Raw genomic sequence first — 25,871 nt, 5'->3', positions numbered from 1 at the left:
GAAGCTAAGACCCACAGCGCCGATGGTACTGCATCCGGGAGGATGTGGGAGAGTAGGTCACCGCCGGACAAATTGTGAAGGGTGAGGCCCGTACCAGTGTTGGTACGGGCCTCACCTGTTTAATCCCCACCAGAGATGCCGGCACCGGTAGGCTGGAAAGCATGAGTTTCTCCCTGTTTTCCCATGCCGAGGATCCGGACGCTGATTCGGTGATCACAGCCGGGGCAGCCGCTCCGTCCGAAGTAGTGCTGGAACGCAGGGTGCCCCGGGATCTGCACGAAGCCTTCAACGGGTTTACCGACTACCTTCACTTATGGTGGCCCCAGGACCTCACCGACTTCGGTGAGGGAACACACCCGGAGTTTGAATCCGGCGTCCTGACCGAAACTGCTCCGGACGGTGAGACGGCTATCTGGGCCACCGTCCGGACCAAGGAACCCGATTCCCTGCTTGAGCTGGACTGGGTGGCGGGGCACAGTCCTCGGATTCCCACCGACGTGCGGGTGGAATTCTCCGCGGTAGCGGAGGACGGTACCTTGGTGACGCTCCGGCACGGGGGACTGGAACGACTGCCGGAGGCCGCAAAGGAATACGAGCGGATCCGTGCCGAATGGGAAGAAATCCTGGACCGCTACGCCCGCTTTATGGGGGCCCGGTAGTCTGTGTCACTTGATGCCCTGCATGCCCTGGCGCTGAGCCATCCTGATCTGGAGATTGATACTTCCGTCCCGGTGCGGGCTGCCTACGCCGCTGATCAGGGTCCGGTGCTGGACTATGCCGAGCCGCTGGCCGTGGTCTGGGCCAAAGGTACTGAGGGTGTGCAGGCTGTGCTTCGCTGGGCTTCCGAGACCGGCACTGCCGTTGTTGCCAGGGGTGCGGGCACCGGGGTGTCCGGCGGGGCGCATGCCACGGCCGGCTGCATTGTCCTCAGCCTGGAGAGAATGAACCGGATCCTCGAGTTGAATCCGCTGGACGAAGTGGCCGTCGTCGAACCCGGGGTGGTTAACGCCGATTTGAACGCGGCTGCAGCTGAACATGGGCTGATGTATGCACCGGACCCCGCCAGTTACCGTATCTCGACTATCGGCGGCAATGTTGCCACCAACGCAGGGGGACTGCGGTGTGCGAAGTACGGGGTGACCCGTGATTCGGTGCTCGCGCTGGACGTTGTGCTGGCGGACGGCACCCTCATTAAGACCGGACAGCGTACCTTCAAGGGCGTAGCGGGATATGACCTGACCGGACTCTTCACCGGCTCCGAAGGGACACTGGGGATTGTGGTAGGTATTACCGTGCGCCTGCGCTATTTGCCGGTACGGACCTGCACCATTGCCGCCTTCTTCCCGGATGTCCCGACGGCGGCCTCGGGCGTCCTCGCCGTCGGCACGGCACGCGTCCAGCCGGCAATTATGGAGCTGTTGGACGGGGCGACGCTGGCGGCGTTGGACGCAGCCCACGGAAGCGCCCTGGCGGCCCGGGGCAACGCGCTGCTGCTGATCCAGACTGACGGGTTTGGAGCCGTAGCCGAGGCTGGTGTTGTGCGGGAGGTCTTATCCGGGCTGGGCGGAACGGTCAGCACGGAGGGATCCGCGGAAGCAGAACGGCTGGTGGATCTGCGGAGGCACAGCCGAGGAAGCGGCCTCGCGGAACAGTTGCGGGTGGGGGAAGACGTGGCGGTGCCGCGGTCGGCACTAGTCGGATACGTCGCTGAACTTGAACGCATGGCTGCAGCTCATCGGGTGGGTTTGCGAGTGGTGGCCCACGCCGGCGACGGTAACCTGCATCCCACCTTCTGGGTCGGCACCGCTGAAGAGGGCGGGCAGCAGCGGCTGGACGCCGCCCTCGATGAATCCATTGCAGTGGCACTGTCTCTTGGCGGGACCATCACCGGGGAACACGGAGTGGGACAGTACAAGCTCCGCTGGCTCCCGGCCGAACAGCAGGAAGAAGTGCTGGTCCTGCAGCGGCGCCTCAAGAGCCTGTTCGATCCCGCGGGCATACTAAACCCCGGGAAGGCCATTCCCGGGGTTTAGCATCAGTCCGGTTATGAACCCACGCGCATCCATACGGTGCGGTTCGGACGCAACCGGTCGCCTTCGAGGGCATCAGCGGCGCTGCCCAGCAGCAGCGGGAGAGCCGGCAGCTTCACCGGGTCCTCACCCATGTTCATCGCGACCAGGGTGGACCCGTTGACAAAGCACACCAGCCCTTCGTCGTCGTGCTCCGGCCACCAGGCGAGCGAGCCGTCACCCAGCCGCAGCGCACGGCGCAGCGACAGGGCGTTGCGGTACAGGTTCAAGGTGGAGTCCGGGTTGCGCTGCTCGATATCACGGGAGTGCTTCCCCCAGATGGGAGGCTGCGGCAACCAGGACTTCCCGGCGTCACTAAAGCCATAGCTGGGTTGGTTGGCTTTCCACGGCAGCGGGACGCGGTTCCCGTCACGTCCCACCCGTTCGCCGGCGGTGCGGTGGAAGGTGGGGTCCTGGCGGAACTCGTCCGGAAGCAGGGTGTGGTCCGGCAGTCCCAGTTCCTCACCCTGGTAGAGGTAAACGCCGCCGGGCAGGCCCAGCATCAGCAGCGTGGCTGCCCTGGCCCTGGCCAGGCCGAGTTCCAGGTTGGGCTGCTCATCCCGGGGGCCGAGGCCATCGCCCGTTCGCGGGCCCGCGCCGGTCAGCCCGAAGCGGCTTGTATGGCGGACGACGTCGTGGTTGGAGAGCACCCAGGTGGTGGGGGCACCGACCTGGTCGAAGGCGCGCAGGGAGGACTCGATGACGTGGCGCAGCGCCGGGGCGTGCCAGGGGTGGTGCAGGTAGGCGAAGTTGAACGTCTGGTGCATCTCATCGGCGCGTACCCAGTCGGTGAGGCGTTCGATCGGGTCGATGGTCGCTTCGGCGCAGAGCACCCGGTCCCCGTCGTAGGAGTCCAGGATGTTCCGCCAGGACCGGTAGATGTCGTGGATGCCGGGCTGGCCGAACATGGGTGCTTCGGAGCCGGGGTAGCCCTCGGAGGAGGATCCGTCGGCGCGTCCGCCCCAGTCCGGCAGGCCGGACTTTTTGATCAGGGCGTGGGCGACGTCCACGCGGAATCCGCCGACGCCGCGGTCCAGCCAGAAGCGCAGGATCCGTTCGAATTCGGCGTGCACTGCGGGGGAGTCCCAGTTGAAGTCTGGCTGGGAGGAGTCAAAGAGGTGCAGGTACCACTGCCCGGGGGTGCCGTCGGGTTCGGTGATGCGGGTCCAGGCCGGTCCGCCGAAGTGGGACTGCCAGTTGTTCGGCGGGGTGTCCCCGTTTTCGCCGGTGCCGTCGCGGAAGATGAACATGTCGCGTTCGGGGGAGCCGGGTCCTGCGGCCAGGGCTGCCTGGAAGAGGGGGTGGGCGTCGGAGCAGTGGTTGGGGACCAGGTCCACGATGACGCGGATGTGGTGGCGGGAGGCTTCGGTGATGAGGGCGTCGAAGTCCTCCAGGGTGCCGAAGATGGGGTCCACGGAGCAGTAGTCGGCGACGTCGTAGCCGGCGTCCTTTTGCGGGGAGCGGTAGAACGGGGAGAGCCAGACGGCGTCGATGTCCAGTTCGGCCAAGGTGGCCAGTTCGGCGGTGATGCCCTGCAGGTCACCGATGCCGTCCCCGCGACGGTCCCGGAAGGATCGCGGGTAGATCTGGTAGATCACTGATGAGCGCCACCATTCACGGCCGGCGGGGGACTCATGGACGGGGACCAGACGCAGGTCCGGGCGGCTGAAGACCTCAGCCAGTTGGTCAACCATCTTTGAGGGGCTCCTTCCGGTTCGTACGCTTACATTTCCATTTAACGACTCACGGCTGCAGCCGTTGGCAGAGAGGGGCACACGTCACAGGAGATTTCGCTCACGCATGCGCTGGTTCCCCTTCCCCATGGGTGTATAGGATTGGAGAAACGTCATATCGACCTAGCGAAGTTGACGCCACGGCGATTCACCCACGCTAGCCACTTCTCATTCAGGGGGAAAATCCGCGTGTCAGACAACCGACCAGAATGGCAGCATGGCGAGAATCCTGCTGCGGACGGCAGCCAGGGCTCGGAAGAGAGCCAGTACGGCACGTCCTCCCAGCCGGCGCCGCCGTCCTACCCCGGACAGGACGGACAGGGCAGCAACGCCTCCTCCGGGTATCCCTCCTACGGGCAGGAAGGATCATCCCCCTACGCCCAGCAGGGCTCCTCCTACGGACAGTCCGATCAGTACGGGCAGTCCCAGTACGGCCAGCAGCCCGCCGGATACCCCGCGCAGACGGGTTACCCCTCCTACGGGGAGAGCGCGTATCCCGTGCCCCGGGAGAATCCGGGCCAGGCCATGGGTATTGCCGGCCTGATCACCTCGTTCTTCATTTCCGTGGTCGGCCTGGTACTAAGCATCATTGGCCTGAACCAGTCCCGCAAGGTCGGCATGGGCAATGTTCCCGCCGTGGTGGGCATCATTGTGGGTGCGCTGGGGACCCTGCTGGGCGCCCTGTTCTTCCTTCTGATCTTCATTGGCATCGCTGCGGAGACCTCAAGCTACTAGCTTCGGCCTCGTCCTGCCGTTTTCCGGGGAGCCCCGTCTTAGGACGGGGCTCCTCCCGCGTCCAGGATCTGCATGGTCCTGGTATCGGCACTCAGGAGGATCGCTGCTTCATCACGCCGGTGGCGCAGGATGTTGTCCATATAGGACTGGACGGCTTCGGCCATGGGCACGTTCCGGTTGGAGTTCTCGGACAAGTACCACCGGTGTTCGAGCACCTCATGGACAACTTCGGCCGCCTCGAGCTTGCTGCCCAGGTCCCGGGGCACGGCCTTCACAATGGGTTCGAAGACCTGGGTCACCCACAGGTGGGCGCTGAGCTCCTCATCAAGCTCCGGGTGGTTGGTTGCGCGGTAGGAATCCAGGTCATTGAGCAGCCGACGGGCCTGGTTTTCCTGGGCATCGATGCCGGTGAGGCGCAGCAGCCGGCGCTGGTGGTGGCCGGCGTCCACAACCTTGGGTTGCAGCTGGACCTGGGATCCGTCCGGGGTAGTGGAGATGGTCAGTTCATCGACGTCGAACCCCAGGTCATTCAGCCGGCGGATTCGTGCGTCCACCCGCCACCGGTCGGCGAGCCCGAAGGATTCCTGCTCGGTGAGTTCTGCCCAGAGCCGGCGGTAGCTGTCCATGATCCGTTCGCTGGTGGCCAGCGGATCCACGGACTCTTCGATCAGGCCGCCTTCGGCCAGGTCCATCAGCTCCCCGGCAATGTTGACCCGGGCAATTTCCAGATCGTATTCGCGCTGCCCGTTGGAAAGTTCCGGATAGAGCTCTCCGGTTTCGGCATCCACGAGGTATGCCGCGAAGGCTCCCGCGTCGCGGCGGAACAGCGTATTGGACAGGGACACGTCACCCCAGTAGAAACCGGCCAGGTGCAGGCGTACCAGCAACAGTGCCTGGGCATCGATCAGCCTGGTCAGCGTGACCTGGCGCAGGGTCTGGGAAAACACGGCACGGTAGGGGAGGGAGAAACGCAGGTGCCGAGTCACCAGGACCGGCTGCAGCTCTTCACCTTCAGGGTTCATGCGTCCGGTAATAACCGCCACCGGAGACACCGCCGGCACATTCAGCCGACGCAGTTTGCGCAGCATGTGGTACTCCTGCCGGGCAACATGCTCGCCGGTTTCCTTGATGGCAATCAGCGAATCGCCCAGCCGGGCAAAGCGGACCACGTGGCGGGAGATGCCGCGGGGAAGGGCGGCCAGGTTTTCCTTGGGCCAGTCCTCCAGCGGGATGTGCCATGGCAGGTCCAGCAGGGCGGGGTCCATGGACGCAGCCGTAATGTTCAGCGAGCCAAGGGTGTTGATCCTGCCGGCTGATTCACGGGCGCGGGGCAGTTTCCCGGCCTGGTCCCAGTCCGTCGGTTCGTTCTGCCAGTTGGCTGATGCGGCGTGTGTCATAGGCGAAAGCCCTTACGTGTAGAACATACGTGCATTAAAAAAGCGGTGGCTCCCCATCTCAAAAGTCTAGTTGAGCAGGGGAGCCACCGCATGTCACGGGCGTTAGGCCTGTTCGGCCAGCCGGTCGCCGGTGGCGGTGTCGAAGAGGTGCACATGCCCCTTCTGCGGGCGGACGTACAGGACATCGCCCTTCATCGGCGGGCGGCGGCCGTCCACGCGGACCACCATGTCATGGTGCTTGCCGTCGAGGGTGGTGTGGCCATACACGTACGCGTCGGCGCCGAGCTCCTCCACCACGTCAACGTCCACCTGCAGGCCGTCGCCCTCGGAGACGAGCTCCATGTCTTCGGGACGGACACCCAGGGTGACCGTGTTGCCGGCTGCGGCACCAAGCACTGCGCTTGCCACGGGGTAAACCGAGCCGCCAAATGCGACACCGCCGTCCACTACCGGCAGTTCCAGCAGGTTCATGGCGGGGGAACCGATGAAGCCGGCCACGAATACGTTCTTCGGGTGGTCGTAGAGGTTCCGCGGGGTGTCCACCTGCTGCAGGATGCCGTCCTTCAGCACTGCCACGCGGTCGCCCATGGTCATGGCTTCGACCTGGTCGTGCGTGACGTAAACGGTGGTGACGCCGAGACGGCGGGTGAGGGAGGCGATCTGCGTGCGGGTCTGCACACGGAGCTTGGCATCCAGGTTGGACAGCGGCTCATCCATCAGGAACACCTGCGGGTTCCGAACGATGGCGCGGCCCATGGCAACGCGCTGGCGCTGGCCACCGGAGAGGGCCTTGGGCTTGCGATCGAGGAAGTCTTCGAGGTCGAGCAGCTTGGCGGCCTCGCGGACGCGTTCCATCCGCTCTTCCTTGCCCACGCCGGCGATCTTCAGGGCGAAGCCCATGTTGTCCGCCACCGACATGTGCGGGTACAGCGCATAGTTCTGGAAAACCATGGCGATGTCGCGGTCCTTGGGCGGAACGTCGGTGACGTCGCGGTCACCGATCAGGATCCGGCCGGAGTTGACGTCTTCGAGCCCGGCGAGCATGCGCAGGGAGGTGGATTTTCCGCAGCCGGAGGGGCCAACGAGAACCAGGAACTCGCCGTCGGCGATTTCGAGGCTGAGGTTATCTACAGCAGGGCGTTCAGTCCCCGGGTAGAGGCGTGTTGCCTGGTCAAACGTTACCGTTGCCATGGTATTTCCCTTCACGGGCAGGTACGTGCCCGACGATCCGTTGTGAATGGAGGTGCTATGTAGTTGTGGGAACCCGCCGCGGCTCAACAGTGAGCTGTGACACGGTTCACGGAGTCAGTATGGCATACGTTGGCTCCGGCGCCGCGTCCGCCTCGGCTGTGTTACCGGCCGACGGCTGTTGAGCGCAGCCGTGCCAGCTCGGCAAGCACCTCGGTGAAGGCTTCGGGAGAGGCAACCCGGAACGCCGCGGCCGTGTCTCCGGGACCGACCTTGATGCCCACGTCGCCGGCCTCCAGGGCAGCGAAGCCGTGCTCATCGGTGACGTCGTCACCGGCGAAAAGCACCGCCGTCGCACCGGTCAGCGCGCGCAGGGCACGGATACCCTCACCCTTATTCGTGTGTACAACGGAGGCTTCCAGGACGGACTTGCCATCGGTGACCTGCACGCCGTCCAGCATTTGCAGGTGGCGGCGCGCCTCGTCGGTGGCAGCGGCAGCCACCGGACCCTCGGCGCTGCGGGTGTGGAGGACGACGCCGGCCGGCTTGTCCTCCAGCCGGCACCCCGGGTGCCGCGTGGCCACGGATTCCACTGCTGACCGGGCGCGGGCCAGCAGCTCGGCCTGCTCCGCCGTCAGCTGCAGGGGCTCGGCATTGGGTCCCGTCCAGGTTTCGGCTCCGTGGCTGCCGATCAGCAGCGTCTCCGGGTCAGGGGTGGCGACGCTGCGCAGGCTGTCCAGGGCGCGTCCGGATATAAAGGCGGTGACGGTGCCCGGCAGGGCTGCCAGTGCGCGCACGGCGGCAGCGGAGCCGTTCAGTGGGCGGGCGTCCTCGGCCCGCTCCACCAGCGGGGACAGCGTCCCGTCAAAATCCAGGGCAACCAGCAGGGTGTCCGCGTCCGCGAGCCCTTCCAGTGCCTGCTGCAGTCCGGTCTCCGGCGTCTCCACTACTGGTCCCGGTCCTGGTCCTGCTCAAGGGCGTCAAGGAAGTTCCGTGACCAGCGCTCGACGTCGTTCTGCAGTACCTGCCGCCGCATCAGCCGCATTCGGCGGCTGGCCTCGCGGGCAGGCATGTTCATGGCGGTGAGGATGGAGGCCTTCAGGCCGTCGATATCGTGCGGGTTCACCAGCACTGCCTGACGGAGCTGGTCTGCGGCGCCGGTGAATTCGGACAGCACCAGGGCGCCGGTGTTCCCGGTGCGGGCCGCCACGTACTCCTTGGCGACAAGGTTCATGCCGTCGCGCAGGGCGGTGACCAGCATGACGTCGGCGGCGAGGTAGAGCGCCACCATTTCCTCTACCGGATAGCTGTGGTGCAGGTAGCGCAGCGCGGTGTTGGAAATGGTGTCGTAGGTGCCGCTGATCCGGCCCACGGTTCCTTCCACCTCTTCGCGCAGCAGCCGGTACTGTTCCACGCGCTCACGGGATGGGCTGGCGACCTGAATCATGGAGGCATTGTCGACGGTGATTTCACCGTCCTCCAGGAGTTCGCCGTAGGCCTTGAGCCGGTGGCTGATGCCCTTGGTGTAATCCAGCCGGTCCACGCCGAGCATCACGGTATCCGGGTTGCCCAGCTCGCGGCGGATCTGCTTGGAGCGTTCGATGATGTCCTCGCGCTGGGCGAGTTCGGCGATCTTCGCCGCGTCAATGGAGATGGGGAATGCCTCGGCACGGGAGACGTAGGACAGGCCGTCCTCGGTGGTCACGTTCACCTGCTGCTGGCGGATGGTGTAACCGGCGAAGCGGCGCACGCAGCGCAGGAAGTTGCTCGCATCCGAGGGCCGCTGGAAACCGATCAGGTCCGCGCCCAGCAGGCCCTCAATGATGTTCCGGCGCCAGGGCAGCTGGGCGAAGATTTCCAGCGGCGGGAAGGGGATGTGGTTGAAGAATCCGATTTTCAGGTCCGGACGGGCCTTGCGGAGCAGCTGCGGGACCAGCTGCAGCTGGTAGTCCTGTACCCAGACCGTGGCGCCCTCGGCCGCCACGGAGGCCGCGGCGTCGGCGAAGCGGCGGTTAACTGTCCGGTAGGCGTCCCACCAGGTGCGGTGGAACTCCGGGGTGGCAATAACGTCATGGTAGAGCGGCCACAGCGTCGCGTTGGAGAAGCCCTCATAGTAGAGCTCCACCTCATCGGTGCTCAGGGGCACCGGCTTCAGGTGCATGTCATCGTGGTCGAAGGGCTCCACCTCTTCGTCCGGGGATCCCGGCCAGCCCACCCATGCGCCGTCGGCCTTCGCCATGACCGGCGCCAGCGCCGTCACCAGGCCGCCGGGGGAGCGGCGCCAGGTCTCGCCGTCGGGCGTGCTCACCCGGTCCACGGGAAGCCGGTTGGAAACTACGATGAAATCGAAGTCGCCATACCCGTCCGTTGCGTCCTTCTGGCTCGGATCGGCCTCAGCGTTCACGAATGGCACCCCTTAGTTTGAATAGACGTATTTAGCCACTCTATCTAAGCCCGGAAACTTTGTACCGCGTGCGGGCGTTGGCTGAAGGGCGGGGCAATACGTTCCCCCTACACTGGTGATGTGCCCACAGGCCCCGGAAACGGGTGCCGGCGTTGAGAGACATGAGGAATAATGACTGACCGGAATCCCAAGCTGACCAAGGCCGAGCGGACTGCTGCCGCCCGTGACCAGGCCCGTGCCATGCGTGAAGCGCAGCAGAAGAAGGACCGGCGCAACCGCCTCCTCGTGATCTGGGGCGTAGTGGTGGCGATTGTGGCGGTAATCGCAATTGTCGGCGTCATTGTGTTCAACAGCATGAGCCGCAGTGTGGCGAACAATGGCACCTCTCCGGCCAACGCCAACCAGTACGGCGGTTTCACGCTCACATCCACCAGCGCCCTGCAGCCGCAGGAGCCGTTCGACTTTGATACGGAAACACTCGGAGCAGCACCGGAGGAAGCCGCGGAAGATGCTCCCGTGCCGCCGGGCATCGAAGCCTCCGAACCGGGTGAGCCGATCCAGATCGTGGAATACGTGGACATTAACTGCGTGCACTGCGCTGACTTTGCCGCTACCTACGATGAGCAGATTGCCCAGTGGCTGGACGCCGGGGAAATCACCTACGAATACCGCACCGTCGCGTTCCTGGACCGCAGTTCCGCCACCAACTACTCCTCGCGCGGCGCCAACGCCGCCGCCTGCGTTGCTGCCGAGAGCCCCGAATCCTATTGGGACTTCATGAAGGCGATCTTCGCCCAGCACGCTGCGGGTGAAGTGAACAACGCCGGTCTGGTGGACATGGCCGAGGCTGCCGGTGCGAACACGGAGAACCTGGAATCCTGCATCGACGACGGTACGTACCGTCCGTTCGTGAAGTACGCGGATCAGCTCGCACGCGTGGACGGCATCGCCGGCACCCCCACCGCCTACGTCAACGGTGCAGAAGCGGACCTGAACACCTTCACCGAGACCGTCCAGGCAGCGATCGACGCCAACAAGTAAGCTCTTCGGCCCGGAGCCCGGTTCCCCGTGAAACCATTCCCGGTTTCACGGGGGCGGGCGCTCTGGGCTAACCTTGTCTAGCGTTGTTTGTTCGGTTCCGCTTTTCTTCTTTGCCGGCGGACACGACAACACGCCCCCTTAGCTCAGTTGGCCAGAGCACCTGTCTTGTAAACAGGGGGTCGCCGGTTCGAATCCGGCAGGGGGCTCCAAACGGGAAAACCCCTCCTGATCAGACCAAAAGTCCGATCACGAGGGGTTTTTCCATGCCCTGAAGGTCAGACGGTGACCGGCCGGTCTGTGGGCTCCGGCAGGACAACCGGGGCCTCTGCGGGCAGGTTCGCGTCACGCACCTCCCGGTACGGGCGCAGATGGGTGTACAGCTCGTCGCGCAGCGGGTTGCGGTGCCGCTTGACGATGGTGAACACCTGGTAGACCGCGACGGCGATGTTGGCCGCCAGCGAGATGGCCGACACGACGAACAGTGCGGTCGGGTTGTGCGAGGACTCCACGGCGAACGGCGACGTGCTCACGAACGTGGGGACCGCCATCGTGAACATCATCCACAGTGCGAGGGTGTGGGCGCGGTGCTGCAGCCACGCACCCTTCTTGAGGAAGAACGCGGGGATGGTGCAGGAGATGAGCAGCGCCGCACCGGCGTAGAACGCGTGGTCACCGACGCAGTTGTAGACGTAGGCGAAGTTCCACAGGTCATATGCGATGATCCAGAACCACATCATGTCGGGCCAGATCATGTCCTTCGACTTGTCGCGGGAGATGATGATGCCGGTCCAGCCACAGATGGTGAGCAGGTTCAGGATGCCGGCGATGGCGTTCATGTAGTTCCACGGACCGCCGACCATAAAGACGCCGTCGTGCATGCCCTGCAGCCCGGCCACCTCGAAGTCCCGGATGACAGCCTCGCCGATGTTGATCGCCAGGATCAGTGGCGGGAACATCAACATCCAGCGGTTCTGTGCCAAACGGGGAACATACCGGATGAGCATAAAGCCCAGGCACCCGAGGAGTGCCGAGTACACCTTCACCCAGTGGAACCAGGTGCCCGTGGACGAACCGTCACCGGCAGTCACCGGCCACACGAACACGGTCAGCAGAATGGGCAGCGCCACGAAGAAGGCCAGGCCGGCCCACTTCCAACGTCGTGTCACCTCGTTGAGCGCGATGAGGGCAACCAGGACGACGCCGAACATCGCCCAGGAATACCAGGGAATTGATTCGAACAAGAACATCTTGGACCTCTCCGTTTCGGGCCCGCGGCATGCGTGCCTTCTTCTTCGAAGGTAAAAAAACCGCCCCGAGCAGTCATTAGACAGCTGACGCGATGTGTCCAAAAACGCCCGGTGCTACCGTCAGGCATGACCGACGAGGGCATCGACGCGCAGAGGGGAGCGAGGGCGCGAGCGGCTCTGGCGGCCGCGCTCAAGGCCCGGCTGCGCACCGAGCCGCTCGACAAAGTGACGGTCACGGAACTCACGCGGGACTGCGGACTGACGCGACAGGCCTTCTACTACCATTTCTCGGACGTGCGCCAGCTGGCGGTCTGGGTGTTCGAGACCGAGGTTGCCCGCCAGGTCAGGGCTTTCGCCATTGAGACGGGATGGGCGGACGGGTTAGTCCGGCTGATGCTGTACCTGCGCAACAACCGCGCGTCGACGCTCGGGGTGCTCGACGGCGTGGGGCGGCCCGGGCTCGAGCGCTTCCTGTTCCGCCAGATGCGCCCCATCACCGAGGCAGTCATGGAGCAGGACGGCGGCGGGCCGGTGCGCCCGGAAGACCGCGTGCTGGTGGTCGATTTCTACACCTCGGCCGTGCTCGCCATCGTACTCCGGTGGGTAGCGGACGGCATGGTCGAGCACCCCTACCGTGTGGTCGGCGATTTGGAGATTATGCTGCACGGCGCCGTCCGGGAGTCAGTCCGCCGGCTGGACGCACGGGCGGCTCCGCCGCGTGGACGCCGTCCGCGGTGAGCGTTCCCGCTACTGGGCGGACAGCAGAGTGCCCCGGCCGAAAGCAGCCGGGGCACCCGATAATGTGTGTGGTGACTACTTCAGGGCCACCAGGAAATCGTTGGCTCCGCCGTGGTTGAAATTCACCTTGACCATGCTCGAGGTGTTCGCGTGTTCGATCGGCATCTGCAGCACCGCATCGGCCGTCACCGTGAATCCCTTTTCCACCGGTTGGGCCTTGGTCTCGCCCTCCTTCAAGGCTGACACCGAATTAAACGTGGTGCCATACTCGTCGTCGGTCATAAAACCGCCGTCCCAGTTCTCGTTAACAATAGAGAAATCGGTCCCGACGTTATCAGCCGGCTCATCACCGGTGTATCCCCAGGTCGCATTGATGAACACCCAGGTGTTGCCGGGATCCGGCTCCACCTTTCCAAGGAAGCTGTCCATGGCTTTGAACTGCTCATTGCCGTCAAGGTTGACGCTGTTGACCGTGAGCGTAAAGTCACCGTCGACCATTTCCTCACCCAGGGCATAAGGGTTCGCGAGCGTTCCCTTCTCATCACCGGCCGGCCATTCGGCCGCGGGCGTAGTGGCGGTTTCCGCGGCGACGGGGGCCGGCTCAGCGGGTGCTTCGGCCTCATCGCCGCCGCAGGCGGTGACCGCAAGCAGTGCTGACAGGGCAATTGCAGCTCCCGCGCTTCGGCGGCGGACAGGGTGCTGTGATGTGAGTTTCATTCGTGCGAGTTTACCCAACAGATGAGGCTGACCGAATTCGACGGCGGGAATGGCCAATCCATGCTGCGCATAGGATAAAAACAGAACCTATTTCGTGTATTCCAGGAGGCCCCGATGGTTATGCCCCGCAACCTGTTTCTTGTCCGCCACGGACAAAGCGAAGCGAACGTGATGCAGCGGGCAGCCAAGGCCGGGGACCCGAGCCTGTATACCGAAGAGACGATGACCGTTCCGGACCGTTCGTGGCGGCTAACGGACCTCGGCGTGCAGCAGGCCAAGGTGGCCGGAGCCTGGATCGCGGCACAGAATATCCAGTTCGACCGTGCCATGGTCTCGGTTTATACCCGGACCCGCGAGACCGCCGCCCATCTGGGGCTGGATGTGCGCTGGGAAGAGAACCGGGTGATCCGCGAGCGTTCCTGGGGTGAGATCGGGTCCATGTCGAAGCAGGATTTCGCCCGGAAGTATTCGCAGAACGCCGCGTACCGTGACAGCGACCCGCTGTATTGGGCGCCGCCTGCGGGGGAGTCCATTGCCAACGTTGCCGAGAACCGTGTACGGAATATCCTCAGCACCCTGCACCGCGAGAACGCCCGGGACAATGTGCTCCTGGTAACCCACGGTGAGTTCATGTGGGCCACCCGCCTGGTGCTGGAGCGCTGGAGCGACGAAGAGTTCCTGTTGCGGGACGCCGACAAGGAGCAGGTGATCCACAACTGCACCGTCCTGCAGTACACCAGCACGGATCCGCAGGACCGCAACAACACCCGCGAAAAGCTCAACTGGGTCCGCCGCTGCTGGCCGGTGTGTGTGGACGGCGAGTGGACCATGTTCGTCGGCGAGTGGGAGGAATTCGACCGGAAGTACTACACCGGCGGGGAGCTGCTGGAGCGGGCGGAGGCAAACCGGCATTTCCTCCTCGGCTCCTTCGGGAGCTAGAACGGTTTTTCAGGCTGCAGCCAGACTTGCCTGAACCGCGGCATGTCATTGTCTGGGGTTCCAGCCAAGGCCGTGTAGTTTCATATCAGTCGGCTCGAACGAGTTTTCAGACTGGTCAAGGATGTGGGGGACATCATGAGTATTGCGCAGCGCCAGGAAACCACCGAAAGATCGATTTACTCGGATTTTGTGGAATACCAAAACCTGGATATCAGCGACGCGGCGGACCCTGTTGACGGAACGATTTATGCCATCGACACCAACGTCCTGCTCAACCTTTACAAATACAATCGCAAGACCAGGGACGACGTCATTGGCGCCCTGACGAAGATGTCCAACGTCCTGTTTGTTCCTCACCAGACGCTGCATGAATTCTGGTCCCGCCACGAGGACGTCCAGAAGGGCGGACACCACGGCGAAGCGTCTCATAAGATCGAGACAGCCGCGGCTGACATCAAGCGGACCGTTGACACGTGGCTGGCGCGCACCGGGCTGAGTGACGCGACCGACAGTGAAGCAGCGACCGCTATTGAAAAAGTGGTCGACGAATTGGGAAACGCGGCATCGAGGCTGCGGGACACGATCGATGAAACCAAACGCGAATCCCAGCGGGACGGTTCCGGAATCATCGAGGCATTGGAGAAAATTCTTAGCGGGCGGGTCGGGCCGGCGCCTTCGCCTCAGACGCGGCAAAACCTACTGGAAGTCTTCCGGAAGCGCGTGGATGCAGGCATTCCGCCGGGAACCAGAGACGTCGAGATAAAAAAAGGACAGACAGAGAAGGCCGCCGGCGATTTCTTGATCTGGCAGCAGTGCCTAGACGAAGCCAGCCGCAGAAAAGCAGTCGCCGGTCAAACATTCGACCTCACGCTCATTACCCATGACCTCAAGGATGACTGGGTTCGCGGCAAGCACACCTCGCGGCCGCTCGCCCAGCGTGCTCTCCTCCGCGAGTATGCAGAGAACGTCGGCGGAGTATTCCGCATCGCGACCACACTGAACCTGTTGGACACGGCCTCTGCGCACTTCGGTGCCACAGTATCCGAGGAAGCCAGAGCGCAGGTGAAGGAAGTCGATGACGCAGGCGGTACGGCCGGGTGGACGGTGGATAGCGCCCGAAAGTACCTCGGCGCTCTCTGGAGCAACGACAACTACAGTGGGCAGCTCGCTGTTCTCCTGGCTTCCTACGGCGCAGCGATGGAAGAACTTCCTCCCCTCAGCGTTGACGAGGCCCGCCTTGTCTCGGACCGTGAAAGCATGGCGGGTTTCTCCCGCCCGTACAAGACGATTCTCACGACAGCCAACATTGTTGGGGTTGGTGGCGACGACATAACCCTTCCGATGCTCAGCCGCGAGTTCGACGAAGACCTGAACGATTGGGCATACAAACTGCAAGGCGATCCGCTGACGGCCTTGGGCGAGGCCATCGCCCGCGAGCCTGATTACGTCCGGATCCTTACCGAAGCCACGGAACAGTTGAACACCATCCGACAGGCCGCCGACGGATGAGCGTCAGCTGCAGGCTGGTCCTGATATGCGATGTACGGCTCATCGGCGGGGCTGAAAACCTGTCCGATGAATGGCAGCCGGGCCCGTTCGTGGAGACCTACACCGATCACATGGGCCGGGACGTCAGAACCGACGCCGCCACCAGGGCCACGAACTTTCCCGCAAGCCTGGCCGGAAGACTCTTCGGCACGCCGGCCTCACAGCAGGTACGGTTTTCAACCGGAATTCTCGACGTGCCCTGGGACCGGGAGCTGCCGTGGACTGATGAACCGATCTTGCCGGCATCGACGACCCTACGGCATGCTGAACTCCTGGTCGCGGCACCCGAGGCGGAAAACCGGGAGGGCCAGCGGCCGGGAATCCTGGCCCTGCATCTTGACGTCGAGGGGGCAACCTTTGCGGACGCGGTGGGCGTGGCCAATCGCCTGGCCCGCCAACGTGGAGGTCAGGGCGAGTCGGCACTGCACGGTGCCCTTACGTACAAAAGGCTGCGGTCGCTGCATGCTTCAATGTGCGGCGGGGTTATGTTCCCCACGGATGATGACGCGGGTGCTGAAACCGAGTCCTCGATCTACTCCATGATCATGATCGACCAGGAGCCTGGCACAGGCCCGGTGGAATTGGACATCGAGCAGGCCTACAGTGCGGCATCGTGCCAGGACCCCGGAAAACTGCATGCATCCCAGAATGCACTGGAACGGGCCGCGAGTTCAGTCGAGCGGCTCAGTCGGAGCTGGAGTGCGCTGTTCCTGCGGCACGGTGCCGCCTTTATGGTCCACACCGATCCCGACGATGCCTTCCGGCGATTTATGCCGATCTACTTCGGCACGCTGTACACAGACGCCGTTATGCTCGTCCGTCTTCAGATGCTCATCGTGCGGCAGATGGAACTGGCCGCTGAATCTTTGCTGGAACGCGCGGCCGGCAACCCCCATCTGGGAGCTGTTTCTGAGGATTTCGACCACTTGGACCGAAGCCTGGCGATCAATTCAGCGCGTTACTGGATGAGGCGTTCAGAGTCCAACGCGGGGAACTCCATCAAAATAGTCCATCGAATCCAGGACGCCATGTCCTTCCCCACCCGGCTGGGCGCACTTGACGCTCACATTGACGGCCTGGCGCGGTTGTCGGATGCCGATGCCCAGAAGACCTACTTGGCGGCCCAGAACAGGCTGGCCACTGTGGTTGCCCTGATAGGAACAATCGCCGTTCCGGTCACGATTGCCATCGACGGATTCCAGCTACTGGAATTAGCGGTCACTCCGGGCAACATGGCTGGCTTGGCGGGGGCCATCCTGCTGCTGGGCGGCGGCATGTGGACCTGGCTCAGCAGATTGCTGCCCAGGACATAACTCTGAGCCGGTGCGGTTAGTACGCGCCGGTAAGGCAAAGGGCCCGGCATCCGCACGCTATGCGCGGATACCGGGCCCTTCTTGGTGCCGTGGAACTAGGCCGGTGTGGCCAGCTCCAGCAGCGCAGAGTATGAGGACTGCGCGCCCTCCCGGGTGGCAGCCAGTGCACCGGCCCGCGCAGCAAACGCGGCGGCGTCGGCCAGGGAATCCCCGGCGGCCAGCCGGGCGGCGGTTGCCGCCGTGAAGGCATCCCCGCAGCCGGTGGTGTCCACCGCGGTGACCCGGGTGGGGGCAATGGCCACGACCCGGCCGGCGCCGGAGGCGGTGCCGTCGAGGACAACGGCGCCGTCCCCGCCGAGGGTGATGATGGTGCGCCGCACGCCCAGCGCGTCCAGGGCGGCGATGACCGCTTCCCAGTCCGATGCGGGGTCCGCCAGGCCGGTCACAAGCGCTGCCTCATGGGTGTTCAACAGCAGCACATCGGTCAGGGCCAGCAGCTCCGGCGGAACCGCCCGGTACGGGGAGAGATTCAGCAGCACCTGTGCACCGGCGTCGTGCCCCGCCCGTGCCGCGGCGGTGACCGCCTCGAGCGGGACCTCCAGGCTCAGTGTCAGCACGGCAGCGCCGTCGAACAGGTCCGCCGGCAGCTCAGCCCCGGTGACCGTGCCGTTGGCGCCGGGGGAAACAATGATCGTGTTCTCCCCGGACGCGTCCACCACGATCATGGCCGTGCCCGTGGCGGTGCCGCTGCGGCGCAGGACGCGGGAGGCGTCCACCCCGGCACCGGCGGCCGCCTTCAGCAGGAGATCCCCGTGCCCGTCGGCGCCCACGGCACCGAAGAGCCGGACATCGGCGCCGAGGATCGCGGCGGCCGCCGCCTGGTTGGCGCTTTTGCCACCGGGCACAATCACCAGTTCCGAACCGTTGAGCGTCTCCCCGGGGGAGGGGAAACGTTCGGTACGGACGGTGAGGTCAGCGTTCAGCGACCCTACAACTACAACTTTTCCGGCAGGCATACGGGGATTCTCCTTGACGTGATGTCAGCGGTCGGCCGGCACGGCCTTGGCGGTGACCTCGGCGTTGACGGGCTTGGGGATGAGGAAGGACGTGGCCAGGGCCAGCACCAGGATCACCAAACCGGCAATAATACCGGCGTAGTAACCCGAGGTGCCCCCGCCGTCGGCCGGCGTGGCTGCAGTCTTCACAGCGTAGATGACCGCAAAGCTCAGGCCCGCACCCAGGTTGAACGCGCCGGCGTTGAGCCCGGGCAGGAAGCCGGGGTTTTCCTTCGGGGAGAGCACAATGCCCAGGCCGTTGAGCATGATGTTGCCGATGCCGGCGTAGGTGACGCCGATCAGCACTGAGACGCCCAGGACTCCGAGCCTGGAGTCGCTGCCAACTACCAGCAGCATCAGCGTCAGGGCAATCACGGAGCCGATCATGCCGATCCGCAGCACCTTGCCGTAGCCCCAGGTGGCTGCCAGGCGTCCGGCGATCGGACCCAGCACCAGACCCGCGATGGCGTACGGAGTCAGCGTCCACCACGCGGACTCCTCGGCGCCCATGCCAAAGCCGACGGCGCCGTCCTGCGCCAACGCGGGAATGATGCCGTTCATCACGGCAAAGACACCGGTCATGGTCAGCAGGGTGGTGAGCAGCAGCGCCCAGGTGGAACGTTCCTTGAGCAGGTGCGTTGCCACCAGGGGCTGTTCGGTCCGGTTCTCCACCTTCCAGAAGATCACGAAGGCAATGACGGCAACCACGATCAGGCCGATCACCAGCGGCCAGTTTGCGGCCCCCAGCTTGCCGGCCTCATTGAAGGCGGTCAGCAGGGTGCCCACGGAAATAACCAGGGGCACCACACCCAGCCAGTCCATCTTCTCCTTCTTCTCGGCCGTGGATTCAGGGGCCAGGAAGAACAGCAGGGCAGCAGCGACGGCACCTACGGCGGCCATGACCCAGAAGACCGAGGCAAAGCCGTGGTTCTGTGCCAGGTAGCCGCCGGCAATGGCGTCCACCCCGGCAATGCCGCCGTTCACGGCCGTAATAACACCCATCAGCGTGCCGTACAGCTTCGCGTCGGGGATTTCCACACGGAGCATGATCAGGGTCAGCGGGACCACCGGGCCGGAAACGCCCTGGATCAGGCGGGCAATAAAGAGGACTTCGATGCTCGGAGCCAGGGCGGCAACCACCGAGCCGATGGTCAGGACCACCAGCATGCCGGCAAGGACCTTCTTGCGGCCGATGATGTCGCCCAGCCGCGGCAGGAACAGGGAGAAGAGCGCTGCGGCGGTGAAGAACGCCGTCTGGCTCAGGCCTACGGCCGCCGAAGTGGTGTTCAGTTCCTCTTCGATGGTGACGAGGGCGGGGGAGAGCATGGAGGCATTGAGCTGGAAGGCCACGCAGGCTGCCAGCAGTGCCGTCATCAGTGCGCCGACGTTGACCCGGCGCCGGGTGGTTTCACTCACAGGTCTACCTCACCGATTCGTTCGAGTGCGTCAACAACAAGGCCCCAGAACTTTTCATGATCCAGGTCCACAGCCACCGAGGTGGTGCAGTCGGCAGGTGCCGGGGCGCGGAAATCCGCCACGGTCATACCGAGGGTCAGGGTGCCGGTGAGCTCGACGTCGAGCGGCACGCGGCGGGTGGTCATCACGGAGGGGTCAATCACGTAGGCCACTGCACAGGGATCATGCACGGGCGGGAAGTCAAAGCCCTGGGCATCCTTGTAGGTCTGGCCGAAGAATTCCAGGAGTTCACCGACGAACTTTGCCGGCTTGGTGCCCACGGCGGCGATGCGGGCCGCTACCTCGTCGGTGGCAAGTGCCTGATGGGTGAGGTCCAGGCCGACCATCACCAGCGGCCACTTCTCGTTGAAGACGATGTGGGCTGCTTCCGGGTCAATCTTGATGTTGAATTCAGCGACAGCGGACCAGTTGCCCACGTGGTAGCCGCCGCCCATCAGGACAACTTCCTTCACGCGCTCGGCGATGCGCGGTTCCTTGCGCACCGCGAGGGCAATGTTGGTGAGTCCTGCCGTGGGCACGAGGGTCACGGTTCCGGGCTCATGGGACATCACGGTGTCGATGATCAGGTCCACCGCGTGGCGGGGGTCCAGTTCCAGCGTGGGCTCGGGCAGGACGGGGCCGTCCATGCCGGACTCGCCGTGGATATCCGGTGCGTTTTCAATGGTCCGGACCAGGGGGCGGTCGCAGCCTGCCGCGAAGGGGACGCCTGTGATATTTGCGACACGGGCAATCGCCAGCGCGTTGCGTGTCACCTTCTCCAGAGTCTGGTTTCCGACGACGGTTGTCACCGCGAGGAGGTCGATCTCCGGGCTGCCGTGGGCCAGCAGCAGGGCGACCGCATCATCATGGCCGGGATCGCAGTCCAGGATGATTTTGTGGGGCATTGCATCTCCGCTTCGTTGAGGGTTCCCGCGCCGGAACCGAAATTCCGGCGGTGCAGCGCCCCGCTCCGGCAGGACCGCCGGGCGCGCAGCATTGCGGACCGATGGTTTTTGCGGAGTGTCTAGGGCTGGCCGGCCGACCGGAATGCCGGGCGGCGGGTGCCGGTAAGCCCCGGTGGGGGCGGGCACTGCGTTTTAACGATATCGGCGTTGGAGGGGTTCGGCATCCGCCGCCTGCACCAACCCCGTGTGCCTCCGCCGGAGGATTTGCCTGGCTGGAAACCGGTCCTTATCCTTTGCGCGGCAGGCAGCGCAAATCCCGCCGTCTATGTTTCCCGGCACTACGGACCGGATGTGATCCGCACCTCATTTCCCCTGTAGCGTGGAAGGCCCGTTACACCTCAAAGGAGAGACATGACCGGTCTGGATACCGCTTTGACCCCGCTTCGCTTTCTGGAACGTGCTGCCTCGGTACATCCGGACAAGCCGGCCGTGATCGACGGCGAGCGGCGGCTGACGTACCGGGAATTCGCTGCGGCGGTCACCCGGGCTGCCCATGCACTGCGTGCCTCCGGCCTGACCGAGGGGGCCCGCGCCGCGTTCCTCGGAACCAACTCGGCGGAGCTGCTTATTGCCCACTACGCGGTGCCGCTGGCCGGCGGCGTCCTGGTGCCCCTGAACACCCGGCTGTCCCCGCCGGAAGTGGCGTATATCTGCAACCACTCCGGGGCCACCCTGCTCTTCGGCGATCCCGATCTGCTCCGCGGACTGGGGTCCCTGGCCGCTCCGGAACTGGAAACCGTCACCGAAGTCATCGCGGTGCCCCTGCAGGACGGCAGCGAGGAGACAGTGGAGGGCACGACGTCGTACGCCACATTTGCGGCACGCGGCACCGACACGCCGCTGCCGTGGGAGGTCGAGGACGAAAACACGGTGATCAGCCTGAACTACACCTCCGGCACCACCGGCCGGCCCAAGGGCGTGATGTACACGCACCGCGGCGCCTACCTGAACTCACTCGGCGAGGTGCACCACCAGGGCTTCGACGCGGACACCACCTACCTGTGGACGCTGCCGATGTTCCACTGCAACGGCTGGTGCACCACGTGGGCGCTGACCGCCGCCTCCGGCACGCACGTCTGCCTGCGCGCCGTCCGGGGCCCGGAAATCTGGCGGCTGATCGACACCCACGGCATCGACCACCTGGCCGGAGCCCCCACCGTGCTGTCCGCCATCGCCACCGCGGAGGAAGCACACGTGCTGGAGCATCCCCTGACCATCGTCACGGCCGGTGCCCCGCCCAGCCCCACCGTCATCAACAAGATCCACCAGCTGCAGGCAACCGTGGTGCATGTGTACGGGCTCACCGAATCCTACGGACCATATGCTGTCTGCGAGCCGCAGGCGGCGTGGGTGGACCTGGACGCCGACGCACTGGCGAAGAAGATGGCACGGCAGGGCGTGGGAATGCTGACCTCCGAGCGGCTGCGCGTGGTCAAGGACGCAACCGGTGCTGACGGCGAGCTGGCGGACGTGGCGGGCGACGGCGTCGAAATGGGCGAGATAGTTATGCGCGGCAACTGCGTGATGGCCGGCTACTACCGGGACGAGGCCGGAACGGCCGACGCTTTCCGCGGCGGCTGGTTCCACACCGGCGACCTGGGCGTGATGCATCCGGACGGCTACGTGCAGCTGCTGGACCGTTCCAAGGACGTGGTGGTCTCCGGCGGCGAGAACATTTCCACCATCGAGGTGGAGCAGGCACTGGCCAGCCACCCCGCCGTCGCCGACGTCGCCGTGATCGGCGTGCCGGACGAGCGCTGGGGTGAGCGGCCCAAGGCGTTTGTGGTGCTCACCCCCGGCACCGAGGTCACCGGCGAGGACCTGCTGGCCCACGTGAAATCCCAGATTGCCAGTTATAAGGCACCGCGGTCAGTGGAGTTCATTCTGGAGCTGCCCAAAACCTCGACCGGCAAGATCCGCAAGAACGAGCTGCGCTCGCAGGAATGGGAGGGCCTGGAAGCCCGGATCAACTGATACCCCGGCCTTGCCGGAGGAGACCGTGCGTTCTAGCTTGTAGCCATGCAGCCTCCTTCCGAACGCGCGGTCGCCGCCCCTGGGAACACCCCGTTGGCACAGGCCCGTACCGGCGGGCCTTCCGGCAGCCCTGAAGACGGTGCCTCCGGGAGGCGCTTCGACGGGGAGACGGATCACCTGCGGATTTGGCGGTCGGAGGACTTCCGGGAGCAGGCACTCCACTGGATCGCGGTCCAGCTCGCCGGCGGGCACACTCCCGTCCCTGTCCACGGCCCGCTGAGCCTGCACCGGGTCCGCTTCTGGTCCGCGGTCTTCACAGTGGAGACCGGACGCGGGCGCCTGTGGTTCAAGGCGGCCAACCCCGGACAGGCATTCGAAGCGGCACTGCTGCAGGAACTGGCCAGACTGGTGCCCGGGCACGTCATCTCCCCGTTGGCGGTGGACACCGTCCGCGGCTGGCTGCTGCTACCCGACGGCGGAACCGTCCTTGCAGGGGAGGGGGAAAGCACCGCAGCTCAGTGGCGGGGCCTGCTGGAGCAGGCCGCCCGGATGCAGGCAGACCTGGCACCACACGGGGAGGAACTCCAACTGGCCGGGTTGCCGGTGCTGCGCGCGGACCAGGCGGAGCACTACGCCGCCGGGATGATCGAGGACCTTGCCATGCTGCCGGCATCCCACCCCCAGCATCTCTCTGCGGCGCAGGCCTGCCTGCTGGAGGCCGGCCTGAGCTCCGCCGCGGGTGCCTTCAGGGCATTGGATGAATCCGGGATTCCCCACTCACTGCAGCCCAACGACGTCACTTTGCGAAACGCCTTCCGTGCCCGCAACGGTGCCGGCCTGCGGCTGTTCGATTTCGGGGACGCCTTCTGGTCCCACCCCTTTGCAGCACTGCAGCTGCCGCTTCGGATGGCCGCCGGGAGCTGGCCGGATCCTGCGCCGCCCGACGACGCCGTCGTCCAGCGTATGCGCAGGTCCTACCTCAGCCAATGGCCTGCGGTGGAAGGCGACATCCGGCGTGTGCTGGAGGGAGCTGACCGGCTGGCAAGCCTGCACCGCTGCGAATCCTGGCGGCGGCTGCTGGCCTGCACTCATCCGGAGGCACTGGGCACCCGGACACCGCGGCTGGCCGACTGGCTGGCGGACGCGCTCCGGCCCGCCAGCCAGTCCTGAGGAAGCAAGCCCTACCAGCGCACCTTGCGCTCGCGGGGGCCCTGCCTACCGGTTGACTGGGTGGGTTTATGCCCCTTGCCCAGGCTCTGCCACCCCGGAAGCGCCGACTCGGCGGCGCCTCCGGCTGTCGGCAGGGCCTGACCCGCGTCGTGGAGGCGCGCCTCCGCCGACGGGGCCAGATGGATTTCCAGTCCCGGTGCAGGCTGCCGGACGGGTTGGACGGTTGGTTCGCTGCCTAACAGTTTCTTCTTGGGTGCACGCATGGCTTCACTCCTGTAACTGGCGCTGCCGACGCCGGCACGGGCCCTTCCGGGCAGGCCGCTATCACGGGCCATAAACGGGGACTTGCAGACGGAAGGACTCGGAGGCCGTGCCTCAACAAGCGGTGGATGGTTGTCTGCGAAGGTTCGAGAGGGCGCGTGCGCTCGCTACTCGAAAATCAGGATCTCCATGCCGGGAACCCTAGCACCGGGGCGCTCCTGCGGATAGCCCTTTTCTGAAAGCGGGAGGGGGTGCGCATCCTGTCCTCAGATCCGGGCACGTAGGCTGGACGGGTGATTACCCCTATTGCCCGGGACCGCAGCTGGTCCGAGGCCGCCATCCGCCGGATCGAAGCAGAAGCCGCCCGGTCCGCGGACACCCACCTGTTCCAGATCCCGGTGCCGGCAGGCTGGGCGGTAAAGGTCTATCTCAAGGACGAGTCCACCCACCGCACCGGCAGCCTCAAGCACCGGTTGGCCCGGTCCCTGTTCCTGTTCGGACTGGTCAACGGCTGGATCACCGAGGGCACCACCGTGGTGGAGGCCTCCAGCGGATCCACTGCAGTCTCGGAGGCATACTTCGCGCAGCTGCTGGGCCTGCCGTTTATCGCCGTGATGACCCGGACCACCAGCGCCGAAAAAGTAGCCCTGATCCAGCAGCACGGCGGCACCTGCCACTTCGTGGATGACCCGTCCGAGGTGTACGCCGCAGCGGAGGACATCGCCCGGCGGACCGGCGGCCACTACATGGACCAGTTCACCTACGCGGAGCGGGCCACGGACTGGCGCGGGAACAACAACATTGCCGAATCGATCTTCAACCAGATGTCCCTGGAAGAGCACCCGCTGCCGGAATGGATAGTCGTGGGCGCCGGCACCGGCGGAACCAGTGCGACCCTGGGACGCTATATCCGCTATCACCGCCATCCCACCCGGCTGGCAGTTGTGGACCCGGAGAACTCCGCGTTCTTTCCCGCCTGGCGGAACCCGGCGGCCCCCGCCGCCGGCGGGCCGTCCCGGATCGAGGGCATCGGCCGGCCCCGGCCGGAGCCGAGCTTCATCCCCGCCGTGATCGACCATATGATCCAGGTTCCGGATTCCGCGTCCGTGGCCGCGGCCCAACACCTGCGGCGGACCGCCGGGCTGCATGCCGGCCCGTCCACAGGAACCAATCTTTGGGGTGTCTGGCAGCTTGCCGCGGCCATGGAGGCCGAGGGCCGGGCCGGCAGCATCGTCTCGCTGATGTGCGACTCCGGTGACCGGTATGCCGCCTCATACGGCGACGGCGCCTGGCTGGCTGCCCGCGGCCTGGATCCCGCTCCGGCCACCGCCGTCCTGGAGGAACTGTTCAGGACGGGGCGGTGGCCCGCGGGAAACCCGGCTTAACGAGTAGGCGCCTGTGCCAGGAAACGCTTGAACCCGATGTGCGATGCCTCGAAGCCCAGGCGTGTGTAGAAACGGTGGGCGGAGTCCCGGCGCTTGTTGGAGGTGAGTTGGGCCAGGCCGGCACCGTTGCGCCGGCCTTCGCCGACGGCCCAGTCCATCAGCGCCGTGCCCAGGCCGCGCGAGCGAAGATCCGCACGGATGTGGACAGCTTCGATCTGCAGCCGGGTGGTTCCGCCGGCGGCCAGGCAGGGGATCAGCGTCAGCTGCAGGGTGCCGGCGAACCGGCCGTCTGCATCCTCAACCGCGGCCAAAAAATGGGCAGGATCAGCGGCTATAGCGTCGTAGGCCTGCAGATAGGGTTCCAAACGGTGCTCGCCGGTCCCGGCCGGTCCAAGGCCGTCTGCCTCCAGCAGTTCCACTATCTGCGGCACGTCAGCCCGTACCGCCGGGCGCACCGTGAATGCCCCGTTGAGCAATGAGGTCTCCCTGATGTCCATGCCCGCAGTCTTGCACACCGGCATCCGCCAAACGGGCCCG

23 protein-coding genes and 1 tRNA gene are annotated in these 25,871 nt (G+C 65.2%); 12 read left to right on the top strand and 12 right to left on the bottom strand.

The features are described from left to right. Positions 1–161: 161 nt before the first annotated feature. Together QWJ37_RS14740 and QWJ37_RS14735 are read left to right on the top strand one after the other, a co-directional pair. Positions 162–659, top strand: a complete 498-nt coding sequence (locus tag QWJ37_RS14740) for a hypothetical protein (RefSeq protein WP_290245730.1) — start codon at positions 162–164, stop codon at positions 657–659. A gap of 27 nt (positions 660–686) precedes the next feature. Further along, positions 687–2,033 carry an FAD-linked oxidase C-terminal domain-containing protein gene (locus tag QWJ37_RS14735; RefSeq protein ID WP_290245758.1) on the top strand — a complete coding sequence of 449 codons (1,347 nt, stop codon included), beginning with the start codon at positions 687–689 and terminating at the stop codon, positions 2,031–2,033. An 11-nt stretch (positions 2,034–2,044) separates the two neighbouring features. On the opposite strand, the gene QWJ37_RS14730 is transcribed toward QWJ37_RS14735, so the two are convergent. Beyond that, positions 2,045–3,763, bottom strand: a complete 1,719-nt coding sequence (locus tag QWJ37_RS14730; RefSeq protein ID WP_290245729.1) for a glycoside hydrolase family 13 protein — start codon at positions 3,761–3,763, stop codon at positions 2,045–2,047. A 228-nt stretch (positions 3,764–3,991) separates the two neighbouring features. Between QWJ37_RS14730 and QWJ37_RS14725 the strand changes: the two genes are divergently transcribed. Then, a complete protein-coding gene (locus QWJ37_RS14725) occupies positions 3,992–4,537 on the top strand; it encodes a DUF4190 domain-containing protein (RefSeq protein WP_227906052.1) in 546 nt (181 codons plus the stop codon). Positions 4,538–4,575: 38 nt separating this feature from the next. On the opposite strand, the gene QWJ37_RS14720 is transcribed toward QWJ37_RS14725, so the two are convergent. From QWJ37_RS14720 to QWJ37_RS14705, 4 genes are all read right to left on the bottom strand, one after another. Beyond that, entirely contained in the window at positions 4,576–5,934 is a 1,359-nt protein-coding gene (locus QWJ37_RS14720) for a DUF4032 domain-containing protein (RefSeq protein ID WP_290245728.1), read from the bottom strand. Between the two features lie 102 nt (positions 5,935–6,036). Then, the gene (gene ugpC / locus QWJ37_RS14715; RefSeq protein ID WP_227906048.1) at positions 6,037–7,125 is read right to left on the bottom strand and encodes a sn-glycerol-3-phosphate ABC transporter ATP-binding protein UgpC; all 1,089 of its coding nucleotides are present in this window, start codon (positions 7,123–7,125) and stop codon (positions 6,037–6,039) included. Positions 7,126–7,286: 161 nt separating this feature from the next. Continuing rightward, a complete protein-coding gene (otsB, locus tag QWJ37_RS14710) occupies positions 7,287–8,069 on the bottom strand; it encodes a trehalose-phosphatase (protein WP_290245727.1) in 783 nt (260 codons plus the stop codon). Continuing rightward, positions 8,069–9,526: a trehalose-6-phosphate synthase gene (locus QWJ37_RS14705; RefSeq protein WP_227906045.1), complete on the bottom strand. Its 1,458-nt coding sequence runs from the start codon at positions 9,524–9,526 to the stop codon at positions 8,069–8,071. Before QWJ37_RS14705 ends, otsB begins: the two co-directional genes overlap by 1 nt. A gap of 171 nt (positions 9,527–9,697) precedes the next feature. Between QWJ37_RS14705 and QWJ37_RS14700 the strand changes: the two genes are divergently transcribed. Together QWJ37_RS14700 and QWJ37_RS14695 are read left to right on the top strand one after the other, a co-directional pair. Beyond that, entirely contained in the window at positions 9,698–10,567 is an 870-nt protein-coding gene (locus QWJ37_RS14700) for a thioredoxin domain-containing protein (protein WP_227906041.1), read from the top strand. A 132-nt stretch (positions 10,568–10,699) separates the two neighbouring features. Further along, positions 10,700–10,776: transfer RNA gene (locus tag QWJ37_RS14695), tRNA-Thr, on the top strand. A gap of 66 nt (positions 10,777–10,842) precedes the next feature. Here QWJ37_RS14695 and QWJ37_RS14690 read toward each other — a convergent pair. Further along, positions 10,843–11,814 (bottom strand): DUF5692 family protein, encoded by a 972-nt coding sequence (locus QWJ37_RS14690; protein WP_290245726.1) that lies wholly within the window; start codon positions 11,812–11,814, stop codon positions 10,843–10,845. 126 nt (positions 11,815–11,940) lie between these two features. Here QWJ37_RS14690 and QWJ37_RS14685 point away from each other — a divergent pair, with 126 nt between their 5' ends. Beyond that, positions 11,941–12,552, top strand: a complete 612-nt coding sequence (locus tag QWJ37_RS14685) for a TetR-like C-terminal domain-containing protein (protein WP_290245725.1) — start codon at positions 11,941–11,943, stop codon at positions 12,550–12,552. A 75-nt stretch (positions 12,553–12,627) separates the two neighbouring features. Here QWJ37_RS14685 and QWJ37_RS14680 read toward each other — a convergent pair whose 3' ends face one another. Beyond that, the gene (locus QWJ37_RS14680) at positions 12,628–13,269 is read right to left on the bottom strand and encodes a hypothetical protein (RefSeq protein ID WP_227906035.1); all 642 of its coding nucleotides are present in this window, start codon (positions 13,267–13,269) and stop codon (positions 12,628–12,630) included. A 114-nt stretch (positions 13,270–13,383) separates the two neighbouring features. On the opposite strand from QWJ37_RS14680, the gene QWJ37_RS14675 reads away from it, so the two are divergent. The 3 genes from QWJ37_RS14675 (at position 13,384) to QWJ37_RS14665 (ending at position 17,069) form a co-directional block, all read left to right on the top strand. Next, positions 13,384–14,208: a histidine phosphatase family protein gene (locus tag QWJ37_RS14675; protein ID WP_227929228.1), complete on the top strand. Its 825-nt coding sequence runs from the start codon at positions 13,384–13,386 to the stop codon at positions 14,206–14,208. A 135-nt stretch (positions 14,209–14,343) separates the two neighbouring features. Then, complete coding sequence (locus QWJ37_RS14670) at positions 14,344–15,717, top strand: PIN-like domain-containing protein (protein ID WP_290245724.1); 1,374 nt, start codon at positions 14,344–14,346, stop codon at positions 15,715–15,717. Further along, positions 15,714–17,069 carry a hypothetical protein gene (locus QWJ37_RS14665; protein WP_290245723.1) on the top strand — a complete coding sequence of 452 codons (1,356 nt, stop codon included), beginning with the start codon at positions 15,714–15,716 and terminating at the stop codon, positions 17,067–17,069. Before QWJ37_RS14670 ends, QWJ37_RS14665 begins: the two co-directional genes overlap by 4 nt. A 95-nt stretch (positions 17,070–17,164) precedes the next feature. Here the strand turns inward: QWJ37_RS14665 and QWJ37_RS14660 are convergent, their stop codons facing one another. Genes QWJ37_RS14660 through QWJ37_RS14650 form a run of 3 tightly spaced genes read right to left on the bottom strand, consistent with a single transcriptional unit; the run spans position 17,165 to position 20,484 of the window. After that, positions 17,165–18,085: a ribokinase gene (locus QWJ37_RS14660; RefSeq protein ID WP_290245722.1), complete on the bottom strand. Its 921-nt coding sequence runs from the start codon at positions 18,083–18,085 to the stop codon at positions 17,165–17,167. A 24-nt stretch (positions 18,086–18,109) separates the two neighbouring features. Beyond that, positions 18,110–19,498, bottom strand: coding sequence for an MFS transporter (locus QWJ37_RS14655; RefSeq protein WP_227905832.1), 1,389 nt, complete (start codon positions 19,496–19,498; stop codon positions 18,110–18,112). Between the two features lie 38 nt (positions 19,499–19,536). Further along, the gene (locus QWJ37_RS14650; RefSeq protein WP_227905644.1) at positions 19,537–20,484 is read right to left on the bottom strand and encodes a nucleoside hydrolase; all 948 of its coding nucleotides are present in this window, start codon (positions 20,482–20,484) and stop codon (positions 19,537–19,539) included. Positions 20,485–20,895: 411 nt separating this feature from the next. Here QWJ37_RS14650 and QWJ37_RS14645 point away from each other — a divergent pair, with 411 nt between their 5' ends. Further along, positions 20,896–22,518 (top strand): AMP-binding protein, encoded by a 1,623-nt coding sequence (locus QWJ37_RS14645; RefSeq protein ID WP_290245721.1) that lies wholly within the window; start codon positions 20,896–20,898, stop codon positions 22,516–22,518. 45 nt (positions 22,519–22,563) lie between these two features. Next, on the top strand, positions 22,564–23,688 hold the full coding sequence (locus QWJ37_RS14640) for a hypothetical protein (protein WP_290245720.1): 1,125 nt from the start codon (positions 22,564–22,566) through the stop codon (positions 23,686–23,688). A gap of 11 nt (positions 23,689–23,699) precedes the next feature. On the opposite strand, the gene QWJ37_RS14635 is transcribed toward QWJ37_RS14640, so the two are convergent. Beyond that, on the bottom strand, positions 23,700–23,951 hold the full coding sequence (locus QWJ37_RS14635; RefSeq protein WP_227905655.1) for a hypothetical protein: 252 nt from the start codon (positions 23,949–23,951) through the stop codon (positions 23,700–23,702). Positions 23,952–24,242: 291 nt separating this feature from the next. On the opposite strand from QWJ37_RS14635, the gene QWJ37_RS14630 reads away from it, so the two are divergent. Further along, positions 24,243–25,334: a PLP-dependent cysteine synthase family protein gene (locus tag QWJ37_RS14630; RefSeq protein ID WP_290245719.1), complete on the top strand. Its 1,092-nt coding sequence runs from the start codon at positions 24,243–24,245 to the stop codon at positions 25,332–25,334. Here QWJ37_RS14630 and QWJ37_RS14625 read toward each other — a convergent pair. Continuing rightward, positions 25,331–25,831 (bottom strand): GNAT family N-acetyltransferase, encoded by a 501-nt coding sequence (locus tag QWJ37_RS14625; protein WP_290245718.1) that lies wholly within the window; start codon positions 25,829–25,831, stop codon positions 25,331–25,333. The genes QWJ37_RS14630 and QWJ37_RS14625 overlap by 4 nt on opposite strands. Positions 25,832–25,871: the final 40 nt, after the last annotated feature.

Source organism: Arthrobacter sp. YD2 (assembly GCF_030410475.1).
In the GTDB taxonomy this organism is placed as follows: domain Bacteria; phylum Actinomycetota; class Actinomycetes; order Actinomycetales; family Micrococcaceae; genus Arthrobacter_B; species Arthrobacter_B zhangbolii.
This window is presented reverse-complemented; position numbering and strand designations above follow the sequence as displayed.

What these genes read in the sequence shown, in the direction of transcription:
- QWJ37_RS14740 (WP_290245730.1), top strand. Translation starts at nt 162, where the DNA reads ATGAGTTTCTCCCTGTTTTCCCATGCCGAGGATCCGGACGCTGATTCG.
- QWJ37_RS14730 (WP_290245729.1), bottom strand. Translation starts at nt 3,763, where the DNA reads ATGGTTGACCAACTGGCTGAGGTCTTCAGCCGCCCGGACCTGCGTCTG.
- QWJ37_RS14720 (WP_290245728.1), bottom strand. Translation starts at nt 5,934, where the DNA reads ATGACACACGCCGCATCAGCCAACTGGCAGAACGAACCGACGGACTGG.
- ugpC (WP_227906048.1), bottom strand. Translation starts at nt 7,125, where the DNA reads ATGGCAACGGTAACGTTTGACCAGGCAACACGCCTCTACCCGGGGACT.
- QWJ37_RS14700 (WP_227906041.1), top strand. Translation starts at nt 9,698, where the DNA reads ATGACTGACCGGAATCCCAAGCTGACCAAGGCCGAGCGGACTGCTGCC.
- QWJ37_RS14690 (WP_290245726.1), bottom strand. Translation starts at nt 11,814, where the DNA reads ATGTTCTTGTTCGAATCAATTCCCTGGTATTCCTGGGCGATGTTCGGC.
- QWJ37_RS14685 (WP_290245725.1), top strand. Translation starts at nt 11,941, where the DNA reads ATGACCGACGAGGGCATCGACGCGCAGAGGGGAGCGAGGGCGCGAGCG.
- QWJ37_RS14680 (WP_227906035.1), bottom strand. Translation starts at nt 13,269, where the DNA reads ATGAAACTCACATCACAGCACCCTGTCCGCCGCCGAAGCGCGGGAGCT.
- QWJ37_RS14675 (WP_227929228.1), top strand. Translation starts at nt 13,384, where the DNA reads ATGGTTATGCCCCGCAACCTGTTTCTTGTCCGCCACGGACAAAGCGAA.
- QWJ37_RS14670 (WP_290245724.1), top strand. Translation starts at nt 14,344, where the DNA reads ATGAGTATTGCGCAGCGCCAGGAAACCACCGAAAGATCGATTTACTCG.
- QWJ37_RS14665 (WP_290245723.1), top strand. Translation starts at nt 15,714, where the DNA reads ATGAGCGTCAGCTGCAGGCTGGTCCTGATATGCGATGTACGGCTCATC.
- QWJ37_RS14660 (WP_290245722.1), bottom strand. Translation starts at nt 18,085, where the DNA reads ATGCCTGCCGGAAAAGTTGTAGTTGTAGGGTCGCTGAACGCTGACCTC.
- QWJ37_RS14655 (WP_227905832.1), bottom strand. Translation starts at nt 19,498, where the DNA reads ATGACGGCACTGCTGGCAGCCTGCGTGGCCTTCCAGCTCAATGCCTCC.
- QWJ37_RS14650 (WP_227905644.1), bottom strand. Translation starts at nt 20,484, where the DNA reads ATGCCCCACAAAATCATCCTGGACTGCGATCCCGGCCATGATGATGCG.
- QWJ37_RS14645 (WP_290245721.1), top strand. Translation starts at nt 20,896, where the DNA reads ATGACCGGTCTGGATACCGCTTTGACCCCGCTTCGCTTTCTGGAACGT.
- QWJ37_RS14640 (WP_290245720.1), top strand. Translation starts at nt 22,564, where the DNA reads ATGCAGCCTCCTTCCGAACGCGCGGTCGCCGCCCCTGGGAACACCCCG.
- QWJ37_RS14635 (WP_227905655.1), bottom strand. Translation starts at nt 23,951, where the DNA reads ATGCGTGCACCCAAGAAGAAACTGTTAGGCAGCGAACCAACCGTCCAA.
- QWJ37_RS14625 (WP_290245718.1), bottom strand. Translation starts at nt 25,831, where the DNA reads ATGGACATCAGGGAGACCTCATTGCTCAACGGGGCATTCACGGTGCGC.